Annotated in this window: 12 protein-coding genes; 7 read left to right on the plus strand and 5 right to left on the minus strand. The window is 66.6% G+C overall.

What is annotated here, in order from left to right:
• The 5 genes from J4O76_RS14200 to J4O76_RS14220 all read right to left on the minus strand — a co-directional run bounded on the left by J4O76_RS14200 (position 1) and on the right by J4O76_RS14220 (position 6,537).
• On the minus strand, positions 1 to 1,539 hold the full coding sequence (locus J4O76_RS14200) for an alpha-N-arabinofuranosidase (RefSeq protein WP_426282907.1): 1,539 nt from the start codon (positions 1,537 to 1,539) through the stop codon (positions 1 to 3).
• Between the two features lie 174 nt (positions 1,540 to 1,713).
• A complete protein-coding gene (locus tag J4O76_RS14205; RefSeq protein WP_426282514.1) occupies positions 1,714 to 3,177 on the minus strand; it encodes a family 43 glycosylhydrolase in 1,464 nt (487 codons plus the stop codon).
• Between the two features lies 1 nt (position 3,178).
• Positions 3,179 to 3,904, minus strand: coding sequence for an acetylxylan esterase (locus J4O76_RS14210; RefSeq protein ID WP_426282515.1), 726 nt, complete (start codon positions 3,902 to 3,904; stop codon positions 3,179 to 3,181).
• A gap of 22 nt (positions 3,905 to 3,926) precedes the next feature.
• Positions 3,927 to 4,847, minus strand: coding sequence for an alpha/beta hydrolase (locus J4O76_RS14215; RefSeq protein WP_426282516.1), 921 nt, complete (start codon positions 4,845 to 4,847; stop codon positions 3,927 to 3,929).
• 34 nt (positions 4,848 to 4,881) lie between these two features.
• The gene (locus tag J4O76_RS14220; RefSeq protein WP_426282517.1) at positions 4,882 to 6,537 is read right to left on the minus strand and encodes a carboxylesterase/lipase family protein; all 1,656 of its coding nucleotides are present in this window, start codon (positions 6,535 to 6,537) and stop codon (positions 4,882 to 4,884) included.
• A 218-nt stretch (positions 6,538 to 6,755) separates the two neighbouring features.
• Here J4O76_RS14220 and J4O76_RS14225 point away from each other — a divergent pair, with 218 nt between their 5' ends.
• The 7 genes from J4O76_RS14225 (at position 6,756) to J4O76_RS14255 (ending at position 18,201) form a co-directional block, all read left to right on the plus strand.
• Positions 6,756 to 9,317, plus strand: coding sequence for a glycoside hydrolase family 9 protein (locus J4O76_RS14225; RefSeq protein ID WP_426282518.1), 2,562 nt, complete (start codon positions 6,756 to 6,758; stop codon positions 9,315 to 9,317).
• An 8-nt stretch (positions 9,318 to 9,325) separates the two neighbouring features.
• A complete protein-coding gene (locus J4O76_RS14230; RefSeq protein ID WP_426282519.1) occupies positions 9,326 to 10,969 on the plus strand; it encodes a glycoside hydrolase family 43 protein in 1,644 nt (547 codons plus the stop codon).
• Between the two features lie 150 nt (positions 10,970 to 11,119).
• A complete protein-coding gene (locus J4O76_RS14235; RefSeq protein WP_426282520.1) occupies positions 11,120 to 12,253 on the plus strand; it encodes a glycoside hydrolase family 43 protein in 1,134 nt (377 codons plus the stop codon).
• On the plus strand, positions 12,253 to 13,698 hold the full coding sequence (gene xylB, locus J4O76_RS14240) for a xylulokinase (RefSeq protein ID WP_426282521.1): 1,446 nt from the start codon (positions 12,253 to 12,255) through the stop codon (positions 13,696 to 13,698). Before J4O76_RS14235 ends, xylB begins: the two co-directional genes overlap by 1 nt.
• A gap of 6 nt (positions 13,699 to 13,704) precedes the next feature.
• A complete protein-coding gene (xylA, locus tag J4O76_RS14245; protein WP_107951986.1) occupies positions 13,705 to 15,015 on the plus strand; it encodes a xylose isomerase in 1,311 nt (436 codons plus the stop codon).
• A 113-nt stretch (positions 15,016 to 15,128) separates the two neighbouring features.
• Positions 15,129 to 17,255: a right-handed parallel beta-helix repeat-containing protein gene (locus J4O76_RS14250; protein WP_426282522.1), complete on the plus strand. Its 2,127-nt coding sequence runs from the start codon at positions 15,129 to 15,131 to the stop codon at positions 17,253 to 17,255.
• A 145-nt stretch (positions 17,256 to 17,400) separates the two neighbouring features.
• On the plus strand, positions 17,401 to 18,201 hold the full coding sequence (locus tag J4O76_RS14255) for a FadR/GntR family transcriptional regulator (protein WP_136189290.1): 801 nt from the start codon (positions 17,401 to 17,403) through the stop codon (positions 18,199 to 18,201).
• The last annotated feature ends 13 nt before the right edge of the window (positions 18,202 to 18,214 follow it).

Below are 18,214 nucleotides of genomic sequence, written 5' to 3' on the forward strand. Positions count from 1 at the left end.
TCAGCGGAGATCGAGGACCAGCACCGACTTCGCCGGCACCGTGAGCGTCAGATTGCCCCCCGTCACCTGCGCACCCGTGAACGGCTGCGGCACGACCGTGTCCGGCGCGTCGAAGCTGTTATGCGCGTCCATCGCGGTACCGGTGATGATCCGCCCGCTTGCCTGCGTCGCCTGTAATCCGGCGAGCGATACCGACACCGGCATCGCGCGGTTCGGATCGAGGTTGACCAGCGCGACATGCACCTGCCCCGCCGCATCGCGCACCGCAGATGCGCTGACCGCGGGCACCGCCACCTCGTCCTTGTGATACCAGGGCGAGGTCACCTGGATCGGCAACGACGTCGCGCCCTGCCACGGCTTGTAGAGGTCGAACACCCAATAGGTCGGCGTCTTCACCATCTTCGCGCCGTCGGTGAGCAGCATTGCCTGCAACACGTTCACCATCTGCGCGATCGCCGCCATCCGGACACGATCGGCATGATGCGCGAAGATGTTGAGGTTGAGCCCGGCAACCACCGCGTCGCGCAACGAATTCTGCTGCTCAAGGAAACCGGGATTGCTGCCCGGCGTCGGATCGTACCACGTGCCCCATTCGTCGACCGCGAGCATCACGCGCTTGGCCGGATCATACTTGTCCATGATCCCCGAATGCTTGGTGATGAACTCCTCCATCTCCAGCGTGTGCGACATGGTGGTCGCCCATTCGCGCTCGGGAAAGCCGATCGCCGCGCCCTTATCCTTCCAGTCCTTGTCGCGCGGCCGCGTGTAGTAATGCAGCCCCAGCCCATCGATGTTCTTGCCGGCGATCCGCATCATCGCCTCGGTCCACTCGTAGTTCGAGTCGCTCGGGCCACTCGCGATCTTGAGCATCGGGCCGTTCGCGGACTTGGCGAACTGCGCATAACGGTTGGTCAGGTCGGCGGCATATTCGGCGCGCATGTTGCCGCCGCAGCCCCAAAGCTCGTTGCCGATGCCGAGATACTGGATCTTCCACGGTGCGGCATGCCCGTTGCGCTCGCGCTCCTTGGCCAGCACGGTCGTGCCTTTCGCGGCGGTCATGTACTCGACCCATTGCGCGGTTTCGGACGGCGGTGCGCTGCCGACGTTGGCGGAGACGTAGGTGCTGGCGCCAAGGCGGTCCATCAGCCCGAAATATTCGTGCGTGCCAAACGCGTTGTCCTCGTTGACGCCGCCCCAGTTGGTGTTGACCTTGGTCGGGCGCGACTTGGTCGCACCGATCCCGTCACGCCAATGATATTCGTCGCCGAAACACCCGCCGGGCCAGCGCACCATCGGCACGTTGATCGCCTTCAGGGCGTCCAGCACGTCGCGACGATAGCCGCCGTCATTGGGGATGCGCGAGCCCTTGCCCACCCAGATCCCGCCATAGATGCCGTGGCCGAGATGCTCGGCGAACTGCCCGAACACGTCGCGGTGGACGACCGCGCCTGGCTTGTCCGCCTGCAACGTCGCCGTCACGGTCGGTGCCGCGGCGTCCTGCGCCACCGACGGCGTCGCGACAAATGCGCCCGCGAGCATCAGCGGCGCGAACGTCAGCGCGGTAAGCGCGCGCGTCAGGCCGGAACCCGACTGTGAAGTGCGGTGCGTGAACAGGTCCATACTCTCCCTTTCGGCCCCCATGAGGCAGCCCATCTTTTCGATACTTGTAGGAGTAGTTCAATCTCGGCCGGCGTCAACGTCGGCCGAAATCGACTACGGCCGCTTGAAGGTCCAGCGCCCGGCTGGGCTGACCGGATCGAACGCGGCGAGCGTCGGGGTGCTCGCGCTGATCGCGACGAGCGCCAGGTTTGCGCGGCCACCCGGTACGGACTTCGGCATGATGCGGTAGGTGCCGTCGCTCAGCTGATCGATCCGCCACATCTGCTCGGTCGCGCCCGTGAACGCTGGCACCGTCTCGACCTCGCCCTGCGCGGTCGCGGCGAGCACGCGCGTCGTCCCGGCGATGGTGATCGTGTAATAGGGTGCACCAAAATACCCGCCGCCCCCCGCCGCCGGTGCGATCGTCCACAATTGGTGCGGGCGGTTCATATAGTCGGCGAGGTCGACGCGGATGCGACCCTGCGGCCAGCCCGCCGAACCCTGCGCCAATGTCTGGTCGGGGATCGGGCTGACCGGGTCGGTCGGCTTGGCCATGAAGGCGCGACGCGGGTCGAACGCGATCCTGACGACATCGGTGGCGAGGCCGAGTGCATAGCCGCTGCGTTCGGAGGCGACTTCATAGGTGCCGGGGACGATGTTCTCGCCCGCGACCGGCCAGCCGTCGGTCCAGCGGAGCGGCTCTATTCCCAGCACGCTGCGGCCGCTGCGATCCATGTCCGCCTCGTAATGCATCGAGAATTTCTCGACGCCGCCCTCGAGTTCGATCAGCCCGAAATGACCGGGGCCGATATTGCGACCGCGTGCGCTGACGACCAGCTTGCCGCCGCCGCGCAGCAGCGGCGTCCCCATGTGATCGACATACGGCCCGAGCGGACTGCGCGATCGGCCGACGCGGATATGGTAGGTCGAATTCGGCCCGTCGCAGCACGTCCCGTGCGTGCCGAGCAAATAATACCAGCCGTCGCGGTGCATCATCGCGGTGGCTTCCATGTCGATCGCGACGTCGACCGGCTGATTGCCTGCGACGCGTAGGCCGGTCTTCGGATCGAGTTCGATGATGCGGATCGGCCCGAAATAGGTGCCGTAGGTCAGCCACAAATGACCATCGACGTACAGGAATGCGGGGTCGATCGCGTCGGCGGTCTCCACCCCGTCGCTCGACGCGACCACGCCGACGTCGTGATATTCGAACCGCGGCGATGTCGGATCGAGCGACAGCGTCCACATGATCTTGACCTGGCTGGCATGCCCGCCGGACATGCCCCCGCCCCCGACCGCATAGGCGACGTAATAGCGATCGCCGATCTTGATCACGTCGGGCGCGACGCCGCCGCCGGGACGCTCGGGACCGCTGCGCCATGTCCAGCCGTCGTCGGAGACCAGCCCACCGCCGCGCGTGCCGAACGTGTAGTATTTGCCGTCGGACTCGGTCACCGTCGACGGATCGTGGATGAACGTCTCCCCCTGCAACTGCGCGGTGGCGGGCGGCGCCCCGGCGGCGAGGATCGCGGACAGCCCGAGAGCGACGGCGGCAAGACGCGTCATGAGGGTCTCCATGCTAGCGGACATCGGTCTTGAGGTCGGTGATCGGCCGGCCGGCCTCGTCGACGAAGCGTACGCAGAAGTCGCTCAGGCCGGGTCCGTTGATCACCGCGCCGCGCAGGACGTTGCGGCCCTTGCGCAGAGTCACGCGGTCCGACAGCACGTCGTCCATCACCATGCGGCGATCGTTGAACAGCCCGGCCGTCTCCTTGCCGTTCAGCCACCAGATCGACGCCGAGTTCGACCCGACCGCCAGCCGCACGTCGCGCATCTCGCGCGGGCTGTCGACGATCGTCACCGCCCAGAAGATCACGCCGTAGGTCGGCTTGCCGAGGCCCTTGGCGAAGCTGAACAGCTTGACGTCGAACGCGCCGGAATCGAGTGCGTGCCAACGTAGCGGTTGAGCCGCTTTCACGACTTGGCCGTCGCGCGGGATCGCCGTGAACTGGCCGGGGAAATACTGCGTGGTCAGCGCCTGCCGGACATAGGTGGCGGTGAAGCCCGTATTGCTGCGGTTGGGCTTGTCGATCGGCTCGAGCAACAGCCAGCGACGCAGGAAACCGTCGCTGTCGGGCGTCGTGGGCCCTTGCGTCACCGGCTGGAAATACGGTGCGAGACCGGTCGCCGGTGCCAGTGCCGCATCCTGCCCGTCCGCACTGGACGGCATCCCCGCCAGCGCACCCAACGCCAGCAGCGGCGCGGCGCGCAGCCCGATCGCCCGAACCCTCGTGAAGCGCATCATACCCGTCTCCCCCTGCATCGTGTCATCGCCGTACGAGCATGCCGTTGGCGTCGAGCCAGTGCATGAAATCCTCGAACCAGCCGGTGCTGGTCGTGCCTTTCTTGCCCAGCCCGAAGCCGTGCCCGCCTGCCTGGTAAAGGTGGAACTCAACCGGCTTCCCCGCCTTCTGCCAGGATTCGATCAGGCCGAATCCCTTGTTGGCGAACAGCGGGTCGTTGGCGGCGAGCACCGCGAACAGCGGCGGGGCGTCAGCCGGCACCTTCACCGACTCCATCGATCCATAGATCGGCGCGATGAAGGCCAGATGCGTGTCGGGCGCGGCCAGCGCGGTCGCCATCGTCGTCATCGCCCCCGCCGAAAAGCCGACCATGCCGACGCGGGCGGGGTCGACCTTCCACTCGGTCGCGCGCGTCCGCACCAGCGCGATTGCAGCGCGTGCATCGGCGATCTGGTCGCTGAGCCCGGCGATCGCCTCGTCCGGGCTCATCCGCCTCTGCGGTTGCACGGCACCGGCGAACATGGCCGTGACCGATTGCTCGAACCCGCCCATGTCCGCCGGAGTCGGCTTCAGCCGGTATTTCAGCACGAACGCCGCGATGCCCCGGTCGGCGAGCGCCTTCGCCACGCGCCAGCCCTCATTCTCCATCGACAGCATCAGGAAACCGCCGCCCGGCGCGACGATCACCGCCGCCCCGGTCGCCTTGGCCGGATCGGGCAGGAACGGCGTCAGCGTCGCGGACGTGACGTTGCGCGTCATCGCGACACCGTACTGGCTGAACCAAGCTTCGGGCGCGGCCTGCCCCTTCACGCCGCCGGTGTTGAGCGGGATCGCGGTCGGCTCGGCCGGAGCCGCCGTCGCGGTCATCCGCGCGTCCTGCGCCAGAACCGGCGTTGCCAATGCCAACGCGCTCGCCAACAACCCAAATCCGATCGACCAACGCATCGCCTTCTCCCCCAGATTGTCCATCACACCACGCTCACGACAGCAGGATACGCCGCGCGGCGCCCTCGGGATCGTCGACCATGCGGCTCGTAGTATCGAACACCATCGTCTGGCAGCGCTGCGGATCGGTCGGCGTCCAGCTCAAGCCCGGCTGGCTCGGATTGCCCGTCCGCGCGAAGTTCGCCCACGCGGTCGACATGGTCCGCGCGACGCGCTGCGCTTCGGGCGTATTGCCGGTGCCCTGGTCGCAGAGCGCGGTGTTGTCGAAGCAGAAGGCGAGATCGGCGGTATGCCATGCGCCCGCTACGCCGCCGAGTTGCGGCGACTGCCACTGGAACAGATATTGGTAGACGGGCGCGCCGCGCTGCGCGTGTTTCAGGCGGACCATGTCCTGCACGCGGTTGCGGTTCTGCAGGCCTTGCACGCCGTACGCCAGCGTCCGCACCGCCTTTTCGGGATGCGCCTGCTTCATCGCCGCGATCAGCCGCCCCGCCTTGTCGCCCCCCATCTGCGCGGTGAGATCGGTCCGCCACTGCGCCTCGCTCGGGTTGTAGCCCCAGCGCATCCCCTCCTCGCTGACGTTGCCGATCATCACCGGCACGTCGCGCGACACCTCGGGCGCGACGTCCGAGTAAGAGCGGACGTCGATCACCTTGCCGTCGAGCGTCGGGTTCCAGCCCACGCGCGGTGTCAGCGACGGCCCCATTGGCCCGCGCGGACCATTGATCTCGGTCGCGACCTTGTTGCCCGCCTCGAACAACGGCTTCCACGCGATCCGCTGGAGCGCGCCCAGATCCTTCGGCCCGATGTTCAGTTCGCGCAGCACGCGCCGCGAGAAATCGCGCGACTGCTCGGCGGTCGGCAGCGACCCGCCGCCGCCCGACTGCGCCGCCGCGCGGTGGATCAGGCCCTTGCCGGTCGCCATGCCGAGCAACGTCGTCACCTTCGATCCGCCGCCCGACTGGCCATAGATCATCACCGTGTCGGGATCGCCGCCGAACCGCGCGATGTTCTCCTGCACCCAGCGCAGCGCAGCGACGCAATCGGTCATGCTGACGTTGACCGACGTGTCGTACGCGCCGCCGCCGACCTCGGTCAGGTCGAGGAACCCGAGTACGTTCAGCCGGTGGTTGATCGACACCTGCACCACGTCGTGATGCCGCGCCATCTGCGCGCCGTCATGCGAGGCGAGTTCGTACGACGATCCGAACGCGAACCCGCCGCCGTGGAAATACACCATCACCGGCCGCTTGCCCGACAGCGACGGCGTCCAGACGTTCAGCTTCAGCATGTCCTCGCCAATAAACCCGTCGGTCCATTGCTGGAGGAACGTGTGCTCGACCGCGCTGAAATCATGCAGCGTCTGCGGGCAGTTCGCACCGTAGGACAGCGTGTCGCGCGTCTCGCTCCAGCGCTGCGGCGGCTTGGCGGGCAGCCAGCGATTCTCGCCGCCGGTATCCGCCCCGTAAGGCACGCCCTTGAAAGTGTAGACTCCGTCCGAGACATAGCCGCGGACCGGACCGTATTGCGTCCGCGCAATTGCCGATTGCGGCGTCGAGCAGGTGCCGGTGCGCGATGCGGAGGGTCCAGGCGCAGCACGCGCGCGACCGATTGCGGGCAGCATCAGCCCCGCGCCGGTAGCGATCGATGCAAGCAACGCACGACGACGATCGACGGTTGGCCCGGTCATCCTCTTCTCCCTATCGGCTGCGTGCAGGCTGTTCTCCGACGTCCCGAAACCGGAACCGTCGCGTGCCCTTTGCAACCTTGTATGAGTATTAGGGTGATACCGCTATCCTGTCCATATGAGAACAACGACAGCGGGTGGTGTACGCGATTGTTAGCGCTATAGTCGCGGGAATAGCAGGCGAATCCAACGCCGCATGACGATATCGGAGAGGAAAAACCATGGCGGCCAAATCCGCATTCTGCCTGATCGCGACCCTGCTCGCGAGCGCGGCGCCCGCAATCGCTCAGACAAGCCCGCGCGTCGCGTCGACCGACCTGACGCTCAACGCCGCCGGCTATTACGAGGCGCCAGCCGCCAACGTGCTCGTCTTCTCCAACTGGTATGACGGCCTATTCGCCGATTCGAAGATCAGCGGCGTCGAGATCATCCAGCAGGGCGAACGGATCGCCACCAACGGTGACGTCCGCCTGTCCTCCACGCCCGGCCAATGGGATGCGATCGGGCGCCTCGTCGACCGGAAGATCGACGCTGCGACTGGCGCGATTACCGTCACGCTCGAATATCCCGACTATAAATGGCGCTACCGCGTGCGCTCGGAAAAGCGCGGCGGCGCGGTCGCCGTGTCGGTGATCCTCGACAAGCCGGTGCCAGCCGCGCTCGCCGGGAAGGCCGGGTTCAACCTCGAATTCCTCCCCGCCGCCTATTTCCACCACAGCTACATGGCAGACGGGGTGAGCGGCGCGTTCCCGGTCTATCCGGCCGACGCGATGATCCAGACGCCGCAGCGCAACGCGGCGAGCGGTCGCGCGGAAGGTCCCGGCGCCGAACCGACTGCGATCGCCAGGGGCAGCCGCTTCGTGCTCGCACCCGAGGACCCGGCCCGCCGCGTGACGATCCGCTCGACCGCCGAGGTGCAGCTGTTCGACGGTCGCAACCAGGCGCAGAACGGCTGGTTCGTACTCCGCTCGCTGCTTCCGGCAGGGCGCGCCGGCACCGTGCTCGAATGGACGATCCAGCCCAACAGCGTACCGGGCTGGCTCCGGCCCCCGGTGATCGCGCATTCGCAACTCGGCTACACGCCCGACGCGCGGAAGGTCGCGACGATCGAACTCGACCGCAACGATCGCCGCCTGCTGCCCGCGCGCCTGTTGCGCGTCGGCGAGGACGGCAGCATGACACCGGTCCCGACCGCGCCCGCCAAGCGCTGGGGCGACTATCTCCGCTACAGCTATCTGCAACTCGATTTCAGCGCGGTCCGCCAGCCCGGCACCTATGTGCTCGACTACGGCACCACGCGCACCGCACCGTTCCGGATCGCCGCCGACGCCTATGCCGGCGCATGGCACCCGACGCTCGACGTCTATTTCCCGGTCGCAATGGACCATATGTTCGTCAACGAAGGCTACCGCGTCTGGCACGGCGACGCGCACCGCGACGACGCGCGGCAGGCGCCGACCGGCCACGAGCATATCGACCTCTACGCGCAGGGGCCGACGACCGACACCAAGTTCAAGTCGGGCGAGCACATCCCCGGCCTCGCGGTCGGCGGATGGTTCGATGCGGGCGACTATGACATCCGCACCCAGTCGCAATATCAGGTGATCCGCTCGCTGGTCGACAGCTGGGAGCGCTGGCACCCGATGCGCGACACCACCGCGATCGACTGGACGCGGCGCAAGACCGAGATCCACGTGCCCGACGGCACGCCCGATCTCGTCCAGCAGATCCGCCACGGCACGCTGCAACTCGTCGCGCAGTTCGATGCGGTCGGCCATACGATCCACGGCATCGTCGAGCCTGACGTCGCACAATACACGCACCTCGGCGACGCCTCGACCAAGACCGACGGGCTGGTCTACGATCCGGCGCTGAAGCTCGGCGAGGAGAAGAGCGGCCGCAGCGGGACACCCGACGATCGCTGGGCGTTCACGACCAAGGCCTCCGCACTCAACTACGGCTCGATCGCCGGGCTCGCGGCGGCATCGCGCGCGCTCGCCAAGGTCGATCCAGCGTTATCGAAGAAGGCGCTCGGTATCGCAACGCGGACCTGGGCGGAGGAACAATCGCACGCGCCCGATCTGTACCAGCACGGCAACACCACCGGGGGGCCGCTCGACGCCGAGCGCTTCTCCGCCGCGGTCGAGCTGCTCCGCACGACCCGCGATCCGCGCTATGTCGCCGCGGTCCAGTCACTGTGGCCGGCGATGGAAAAGACGTTCGCCTTCACCCTGCGCGATGCGGTGGCGGCGATTCCGTTCATGCCGCCGGCCTATCGCGCGGCGATGATCCCGGCGGTGCGCGCCTATGCCGCCGCCGCCGAGACCGCGGCGAAGGCCAACCCGTTCGGCGTGCCGATCACCACCGGCGGCTGGGCGGGCAGCGGCACCGTGCTCGGCTATGCGATGAACGCGTACACGCTGCACAAGGCGTTCCCGGAGATCATGCCTGCCGACGCCGTGTTCCGCGGGCTCGAGTTCCTGGTCGGTAATCATCCCGCGTCCGACGTGTCGTTCGTCTCCGCCGTCGGCACGGTCTCGAAGGAGGTCGCCTACGGCAACAACCGGGCCGACTTCTCGTTCATCGCCGGCGGGGTGGTGCCGGGCGTGCTCATCATCAAGCCGGACTTTCCCGAAAACCATGAGGACTGGCCGTTCTTCTGGGGCGAGAATGAATACGTCATCCCCGAAGGCGCGATGTGGATCGAACTCGCCCAAGCCGCGCAGGAACTGGCCGCGGGGACTGCATCGAAACCAACCCAGACAGCCAGCGCACTCAAGTGAGAACCGCCATGAAAATCCAGACGCTCGCGATGCTCGCCGGTCTCGCGCTCGGAACGCCGGCCTTCGCCAGCGACGCGCCACGGTTCAGCAGCTTCAGCTATGACGGGCACACGCAGGAGAAGGTCAGCGTCGGACCCAATCAATATCGCAACCCGATCCTGTCGGGCTATTATCCCGACCCGTCGGTGACGCGCGTCGGCGACGACTATTACCTCGTCCTCTCCTCGTTCGCGCATTACCCGGGCCTGCCGATCTTCAAGTCGAAGGACCTGGTGAACTGGACCCAGATCGGCAACGCGATCGATCGGCCCGAGCAGCTCGACTTCACCGGCATGCGCACGTCGCAGGCGGTGTTCGCGCCCGACATCTCGTATCACGACGGCGTCTTCTACATCGTCAACACGTGCGTCGAGTGCAAAGGCAATTTCGTCATCACCGCGAAGGACCCGGCGGGACCTTGGTCGAACCCGATCTGGTTGCCGTTCGAGGGTATCGACCCGTCGATCTATTGGGAGGGCGACAAGGCGTATATCGTCAACAACCGCGCGCCCGCTGAGCCGCCGCGCTACGACGGGCACCGCGCGATCTGGATCCAGGAATATGACTGGCGCGCGGGAAAAATGGTCGGCGACAGCACGCAACTGATCAACGGCGGCGTCGACATCTCCAAGAAGCCGGTGTGGATCGAGGGACCGCACATCTTCCGTAAGGAAGGCTATTATTACCTGACCGCAGCCGAGGGCGGCACCAGCGTCAACCACTCGCAGGTCGCGCTGCGCTCGAAGTCCCTCCTGGGCCCCTACGTCCCGTTCGCGGGCAATCCGATCCTGACTCAGCGCGATCTCGATCCTGCGCGACCCAACCCGGTCACGTCGACTGGCCATGCCAAGCTCGTCGAGACGCAGAACGGCGACTGGTACGCGACCTTCCTCGGCGTGCGGCCATACGAGGGCGACTATTACAACATCGGCCGCGAGACGTTCTTGTTACCGGTAACATGGAAGGACGGCTGGCCGATCATCCTGCCCAAGGGCCAGCCGGTCCCGTTCGTCGGCACCAAGCCCAGGCTGCCTGCGAGCCCGCCGAGCCGCATCCCGACCAGCGGCGACTTCGGCTATGTCGACAGTTTCGACGGCAGCAAGCTGGCGATGCAATGGGTCGGCGTACGCACGCCCAAGACGCCCTTCTACCGGCTCGACCACGGCGACCTGATCCTCGACCGCGGCGGACGCATCGGCGATCTTTCCAAGGTGCCCTCGTTCGTCGGACGCCGCCAGCAGCATCACGTTGCGACGATGTCGACGACGGTCCGTTTCACCCCCGACACCGACGGCGACCGCGCCGGTCTCGTCGCGATGCAGAGCGACGCGAACTATGTGTTCTTCGGCATCACCCGGATTGCCGGCACGCCCGTCGTCGCGCTCTACACTGCCGACAAGGGCAAGGAACAACTGGTCGCCTCCGCACCCGTCACCGGCTCGGGCCCGGTCACGCTGACGATCCGCGCGAACGGCGGCACGATGGCGTTCGACTATGACGGTGTCGGCGGCAAGAAGACCCTCGCGCGCGACGTCGATGCGCGCATTCTCAGCACCAGGACCGCGGGCGGCTTCGTCGGCACGCTGGTCGGTCCCTATGCGTGGAGGAAGTGACCCGCGTAGGTCCACAGGCGACTTAGGTTGTGTCGACAGTCGTCCGCCCGGCGTGCTAAGAGTTGACACGTTTCGTACGGTAGCGCTACCCAAACACATCGAAGCTCGACACCACATCAGATGGTGAACATTAGGAAGGACCACGGACCGATGCGTTTCAGCCTCGCGCCTACGCTCGCCATTGCCGCACTTGCCGCAACGGGGACGATCGCCCTCGCCCAGACCAATGGGGGGAATACCCAGCCGAAAACGTCCACTGGCAAGGAACCGCGGAGTCCCGAAGGCAAGCGCTATCTGTCGCAGCCGCTGGTCACTAGCATCTACACCGCCGATCCGTCGGCGCACGTCTTCGGCGGCAAGATCTACGTCTATCCAAGCCACGACATCGACGTGAAGATCGCCGACGACGACCTCGGCAATCAATATGCGATGCGCGATTACCGCGTCCTGAGCATGGACCGCATCGGCGGCCCGGTGAAGGTCAACGGCGTCGCGCTCGACGTGAAGGACGTGCCCTGGGCATCGCAGCAGATGTGGGCCCCCGATGCCGCCTACAAGAACGGCACCTATTACCTGTACTTCCCGGCGCGCGACAAACAACTCGACAAGAACGGGCTCGGCACGTTTCGCATCGGCGTCGCCACCTCGAAGAGCCCGGTCGGTCCGTTCAAGGCCGATCCCAAGCCGATCGCCGGCAGCTTCTCGATGGACCCCGCAGTGTTCACCGACGCGAACGGCGCGAGCTACATGTATTTCGGCGGCATCTGGGGCGGTCAGCTCCAGCGCTGGAAGGATGGCAAGTTCGACGCCAACGGCTCCGACACCGATCTCGGCAAGGACGACCAGCCTGCGCTCTCGGGCAAGATCGCCAAGCTCAATCCCGACATGAAGAGTTTTGCCGAGACCCCGCGCGACGTCCAGATCCTCGACGAATCCGGCAAGCCCGTGCTCGGCGGCGACCATGAACGCCGCTTCTTCGAGGCGTCCTGGGTGTTCACGCGCGGCGGCAAATATTACTACACCTACTCGACCGGCGACACGCACTTCCTGAACTACGCGACCGGCGACAACCCGTACGGCCCGTTCACCTACCGCGGCCATATCCTGAAGCCGGTACAGGGCTGGACCAGCCACCATTCGATCGTCGAATGGAACAAGAAATGGTGGCTGTTCTATGCGGACACGCAGATGAGCAACAAGAACCACCTGCGCAACGTCAAGGTGACCGAACTGAAGTTCGCGCCCGATGGCTCGATCCCGACCATCGATCCGTTCGTCAACTGATGTTCCTCGGAATCGATATCGGCACCTCGGGTGTCAAGGCCGTGGTGCTCGACCAGCATGGCAGCGTGGTGGGTCAGGGCACTGCCGCGCTGACCGTGCAGCGGCCGCATCCGCTCTGGTCCGAGCAGGACCCGGATGCGTGGTGGAAGGCGACGATCGCCGCGGTGCAGGCGATCGACCCGAGCGTGCGCCGTTCGGTGCGCGGCGTCGGGCTTGCCGGCCAGATGCACGGCGCGACGTTGCTCGATGCCGACGACCGGCCGCTCCGCCCCGCGATCCTGTGGAACGATGGCCGTTGTTTCGCCGAATGCGAGGCACTGGAACGCGCGGTCCCCGACCTTCGCACGATATCGGGCAACATCGCGATGCCCGGCTTCACCGCGCCGAAACTACTCTGGGTTCGCAAACATGAGCCGGAGGTCTTCGCGAAGATCGCCACGGTGTTGTTGCCGAAGGACTATGTCCGGCTGCTGATGACCGGCGACAAGGCGTCAGACCTGTCCGACAGCGCAGGCACGTTGTGGCTGGACGTCGGTGGCCGCTGCTGGAGCGACGAGATCCTCGCCGCCTGCGGACTGACGCAGGCGCAGATGCCGGCGCTGTACGAGGGCACGGAGATCACCGGCATGCTTACCGCCGAGGTCGCCGAGCTTTGGGGCATGCCGCAGGTCCCGGTCGCGGCAGGCGGCAGCGACAATGCGGCGGGCGCAGTCGGCGTCGGCGTCGTCAAGGACGGCGATGCGCTGCTGTCGCTCGGCACGTCGGGCGTGATCTTCGTCGCGACCAACGACTTCCGCCCCAATCCGGCGCGTGCGGTCCACGCCTTCTGTCACGCGCTTCCGGGCATGTGGCACCAGATGTCGGTCCATCTGTCAGCGGCGTCGTGCATCGACTGGATCGCGCGGATCACCGGTGCCGCCGGTGCCGCCGACCTGTTCGCGCGCGCCGAGGCCGCTGGCTCCGCCAGTGGCCCCGAGATATTCCTCCCCTACCTCTCGGGCGAGCGCACGCCGCACAACGACCCCGAGGTGCGCGGTGCGTTCCTCCGCCTCGACAACGACACCGATGCCGGTCGCCTGTCGCAGGCGGTGCTGGAAGGCGTGGCGTTCGCGCTCGCGGACGGTCTCGACGTGTTGCGTGAGGCCGGCACGACGGTCGAGCGCCTCGCGGTGATCGGCGGTGGTGCCCGCTCGCGCTATTGGGGCGAGGTGATCGCCGCGGCGATGGAGGTCGAGCTCGTCTACCTCCAGGGCGGCGAGGTGGGCCCCGCGCTGGGCGCCGCACGGCTTGCCCAGCTGGGGGTCGACGGCGGCGACCCCGCCGAGATCTGCGTCGCGCCTCCCGTCTCGCACACCATCGTCCCCGACCCTGCCCTCGTCTCGGCGCTCGCCGAGAAGAAGGCCGCGTTCCGCCAAGCCTATTCCCGCATCACCCCCAAATCGTAGGAAGCTTTGATGTCCGATTTCTTCGCCGATATCCCCCAGATCAAATATGAGGGCCCCGACAGCACCAACGAGCTGGCCTACCGCTTCTACGACAAGGACAAGATGGTCCTCGGCAAGCGCATGGAGGATCACCTCCGCTTCGCCGCATGCTTCTGGCACACCTTCTGCTGGCCCGGCTCCGACGTGTTCGGCGGCGGCACGTTCGATCGCCCGTGGCACCGCGGCGCCAACGACAGCGCCGCAGCCGCGATGAAGCGCGAGGTCGCGTTCGAGTTCTTCAAGACGCTCGACGTGCCCTATTACTGCTTCCACGACGTCGACGTGATGGCCGATGCCGCCAACATCACCGAGCACCGGAAATTCTTCGCTGAAGCGGTCGACCATCTCGAACAGCTCCAGGCCGCATCGGGCCGCAAGCTGCTCTGGGGCACCGCCAACCTGTTCAGCCACCCGCGCTTCGCGGCCGGCGGCGCGACCAACCCCGATCCTGAAGTGTTCGCGTTCGGCGCGATGCAGGTCCGCGATGCGCTCGAGGCGACGCATCGCCTCGGTGGCCAGAACTACGTGCTGTGGGGCGGTCGCGAGGGCTACGAGACGCTGCTCAACACCGACATGAAGCGCGAGCTCGACAATTTCGGCCGCTTCCTGAGCCTGGTGGTCGAGCACAAGCACAAGATCGGCTTCACCGGCACGATCCTGATCGAGCCCAAGCCGTTCGAGCCGACCAAGCACCAGTACGACTTCGACACCGCGACGGTGTACGGCTTCCTCAAGCGCTATGGCCTGGAGAACGAGGTCAAGGTCAACATCGAGGCGAACCACGCGACGCTCGCCAGCCACACCTTCGAGCATGAGATCGCGACCGCCGCTGCGCTCGGCATCTTCGGCTCGATCGACGCCAATCGCGGGGATCCGCAGAATGGCTGGGATACCGATCAATTCCCGAACTCGGTCGAGGAACTGACGCTCGCCAATCTCGAGATCATCCGCGCGGGCGGCTTCACCACCGGCGGCTTCAACTTCGACGCCAAGGTGCGGCGCCAGAGCATGGACCCGGCCGACCTGTTCTACGGTCATGTCGGCGCGATCGACGTCGTCGCGAAGGGTCTGCTCAATGCGGCCAAGCTGATCGAAGACGGCCGGATCGATGCGATCAAGACCAAGCGCTATGCCGGCTGGGACGGCGAGTTCGGTGGCGCGATCGGTGGGCTAGACCTCGCCGGCATAGCCGACCTCGCGATCGAGCGCGGCATCGATCCCAAGCCGGTCTCGGGCCAGCAGGAGCGGATCGAGAACCTCATCAACCGCGTCCTCTGATCGACGACCGCCCGATCCTGCGCTCCGGCGTGGGATCGGGCACGTCCCGACAGCGCTATGATGCGCCTCGGCTTCCCGCGCTCGCGGCATTCTGACCGACCGGGAGAGACGCGATGCCGACCCTGACACGCGCGGTATCGACGATGGCGCTGATGGCGACGGGGTTCGCGTCCCAGCCATCCCCCGCGCTCGCGCAGCTTCCGCTACAACCGACCTTTCCCGTGATCGCGCTGCCCGCAGCGCCTGCGCGCCATCACATCGTTATCCCCAATCGCCCCGCCCCCGTGCCGGTCGTGCTCAACCTGTCGCCGAACGGGTCGGACGCTGGCGACGGATCGTCCGCGCATCCGTTCGCGACGCCTGCGCGCGCGCAAGCCGCGGTGCGCCGGCTCAACCCGGATCACGACGTCACTGTGCGGATCGCGCCGGGCACCTACCGGCTGACCGCACCGCTCCGCTTCACCGCCGACGATGGCGGCCTGAACGGCTTCACCGTCCGCTGGGAAGGCGAGGCCGGCACGCGTCCGATCCTGTCCGGCGGCATACCGATCGACGGGTGGCGGCTCGCCGATCGCGCGAAGGGCATCTGGTCCGCCGCAGTGCCGAAGGGCGCCGATCCGCGGCAACTGACGGTGAACGAGCGGCTCGCCAGCCGCGCCCGCATCGAGATTCCGCGCTCCGCCGTCACCTTCCAGACTTGGGGCCTCGACATCAAGGATCTGGCGTGGCGCGAACTCGCCTCGCTCCCCGACCAGCGCCGTATCGAGATCGAGGGCATGAGCTGGTTCACGCACCGCCACGCCGTCGTCGACCGGATCGAAGGCGGGTCGGCCCAAGGAAGCCGGATCGTCATGCAACAGCCGGGCTGGCGCAATAACCTGATCGGCTACGACACGATCGCTCGGCCGGTCTCGGCCGAGGTCGCGCGCCTGTTTCTGGTCAATGCGCTCGCCTTCCTGCGCGAGCCCGGCCAATGGTATGTCGATCCAAAGGCGGGGCTGCTCTATTACAAGCCGTTGCCGGGGGAGGACATTCGCCGCGCCGAAGTCGTGATGCCGATCCTCGAACGGCTCGTCTCGATCGGCGGCAGCTATGATCGGCCGGTCCGCGACCTGCAGTTTCGCCACCTCGCGTTTCGCCACACCAGCTGGCTGCAGCCCTCAAGCCCGCAAGGCTATGCGAGCCAGCAGAGCGGTGCCTATCTGGCGGGCGACGTGACCGGTTATCCCGCCGATCCGATCCGCGATTGCAGCTGGGGATGCCCCGCGTTCGAGGCGATGCGCAACCGTTGGAACCAGCAGCCCGCCGCAGTGCAAGTGGCCGCCGCGACCCGTATCGTGTTCGACGACGACCAGTTCTCGCAACTTGGGCAGGTCGCGCTCGGCATCGGCAACAATCCCGACGCGAATGACGGCGGCGTCGGGCTCGGCGCGGCGGCGATCGAGGTGACGCGCAACAGCTTTAGCGACCTCGCCGGCGGTGCGATCATGGTCGGCGGCATTCGTCCCGACGCGCACCATCCCTCGCGCCCCGAAATGGGCCTGCGCGACATCCTGATCCGCGACAACCGGATCGCCGGCGTATCGCGCGACTACAAGGAGCAGTCGGCGATCCTCGTCACCTATGCGTCGGGGACGGTGATCGCGAACAACGACGTCTCGGACGCGCCGTATGACGGGATCGACATCGGCTGGGGATGGGGCACGAACGACCCCGGCGGCAGCGCGGAATATTGGCGGCAACAGCGCGGCTATTACGACCAGCCGGGCAATCTGGTCTACGATACGCCGACGACGCTGCACGACACGGTCGTCGTCGGCAACCGCGTGACCCGGGTGAAGCAGTGGTTTCCCGATGGCGGCGCGATCTATCATCTGTCCGCCGATCCGGGCGCGCTGATCGCCGACAACTACATCGCCGATGTCGCGGGTGCGGGCGGGATCGCGATCTATCTCGACGAGGGATCGCGCTACGTCACGGTCCGCAACAACGTGATCGACCGCGTCGGCGGCGTCTGGCTGAACCTCAACTCGCAGGATTTCATCGCGCCGAAACGCACCGCGCTGGACAATCTGGCGGTCGGCAACTGGTATAATTCCGGCCGGCTCCAAGGATCGTGGACCGACTATCTGAACAACCGGGCGGTCGACAATATCAAGGTCGAGGGCGATGTATGGCCAGCCGCCGCACGCAGCGTGATCGACCACAGCGGCGTCCGGCCCGAGGACAAGAAGCCCTGACGATCGCGGCCGCCCACGCGCGTGGCACTATGCCGCGGTACATCGATTTCGGCCCCAATCCGCGCCTTCTGGGCCCCAGGACAGAAAATCTCTTATCGTCTCGCGATTGTCACGCGGCTATCACCCCGGTGATGGGAGCTTACCAATGACGAACTTCAATCCCGATCAGACGAGCCCGTCGTCGGATACGCCAATCGCGTCCGACGCGGCGATACCGTCGGAAAGCGCGACGCCGCCACGCCCGCCCCGCGGTACGGGACGGCGGCTGCACGGCGCGATCGCACACAAGCTGGGCACCGCGATCCTGTCGGGCGAGTATCTGCCGGGCGATACATTGTCGGGCGAAGTCGCGTTTTCGGAGGCGCTGGACGTGTCGCGCAGTGCCTACCGCGAGGCGGTCCAGGTGCTGATGGCAAAGGGATTGGTCGAAAGTCGACCCAAAACCGGTACCCGCGTGTTACCGCGCAGTCGCTGGAACCTGCTCGATCCCGACGTGCTCGCCTGGGCCTTTGCCGGCGAACCCGACATCGACTTCGTCCGCGGCCTGTTCGAGTTGCGCGCGATCGTCGAGCCTGCCGCTGCCGCGCTGGCCGCCGAGCGACGCGATCGTGCCGACCTCGCCGTGATGAAGGAGTCGCTCGCCGCGATGCGCCGCCACACGCTGGCCACCGAAGCCGGCCGTGCCGCGGACCGCGAATTCCACAACGCCGTGTTGCAGGCGACCCGCAACGACGCGCTCGTCGTGCTCAGCGCGAGCATCGGCGCGGCGGTCAGCTGGACGACGCAGTTCAAGCAGCGCACCCGCTCGCTGCCGCGCAACCCGATCCCCGATCACGTCCGCGTGTACGAGGCGATCGCCGCGAGTGACCCAGCGGCCGCCAACGCGGCGATGCGCAAGCTGGTGGACCTGGCGCTCGACGATACGCAACTGGCAATGACGCGGTAGGCTTGGTTCTCAG

The organism is Sphingomonas sp. NFX23, assembly GCF_049887795.1.
In the GTDB taxonomy this organism is placed as follows: Bacteria; Pseudomonadota; Alphaproteobacteria; order Sphingomonadales; family Sphingomonadaceae; genus Sphingomonas.

Coding starts and splice junctions, on each gene's coding strand:
- J4O76_RS14200 (WP_426282907.1), bottom strand. CDS start 1,539: ATGCTCGCGGGCGCATTTGTCGCGACGCCGTCGGTGGCGCAGGACGCC.
- J4O76_RS14205 (WP_426282514.1), bottom strand. CDS start 3,177: ATGGAGACCCTCATGACGCGTCTTGCCGCCGTCGCTCTCGGGCTGTCC.
- J4O76_RS14210 (WP_426282515.1), bottom strand. CDS start 3,904: ATGATGCGCTTCACGAGGGTTCGGGCGATCGGGCTGCGCGCCGCGCCG.
- J4O76_RS14215 (WP_426282516.1), bottom strand. CDS start 4,847: ATGCGTTGGTCGATCGGATTTGGGTTGTTGGCGAGCGCGTTGGCATTG.
- J4O76_RS14220 (WP_426282517.1), bottom strand. CDS start 6,537: ATGACCGGGCCAACCGTCGATCGTCGTCGTGCGTTGCTTGCATCGATC.
- J4O76_RS14225 (WP_426282518.1), top strand. CDS start 6,756: ATGGCGGCCAAATCCGCATTCTGCCTGATCGCGACCCTGCTCGCGAGC.
- J4O76_RS14230 (WP_426282519.1), top strand. CDS start 9,326: ATGAAAATCCAGACGCTCGCGATGCTCGCCGGTCTCGCGCTCGGAACG.
- J4O76_RS14235 (WP_426282520.1), top strand. CDS start 11,120: ATGCGTTTCAGCCTCGCGCCTACGCTCGCCATTGCCGCACTTGCCGCA.
- xylB (WP_426282521.1), top strand. CDS start 12,253: ATGTTCCTCGGAATCGATATCGGCACCTCGGGTGTCAAGGCCGTGGTG.
- J4O76_RS14250 (WP_426282522.1), top strand. CDS start 15,129: ATGCCGACCCTGACACGCGCGGTATCGACGATGGCGCTGATGGCGACG.
- J4O76_RS14255 (WP_136189290.1), top strand. CDS start 17,401: ATGACGAACTTCAATCCCGATCAGACGAGCCCGTCGTCGGATACGCCA.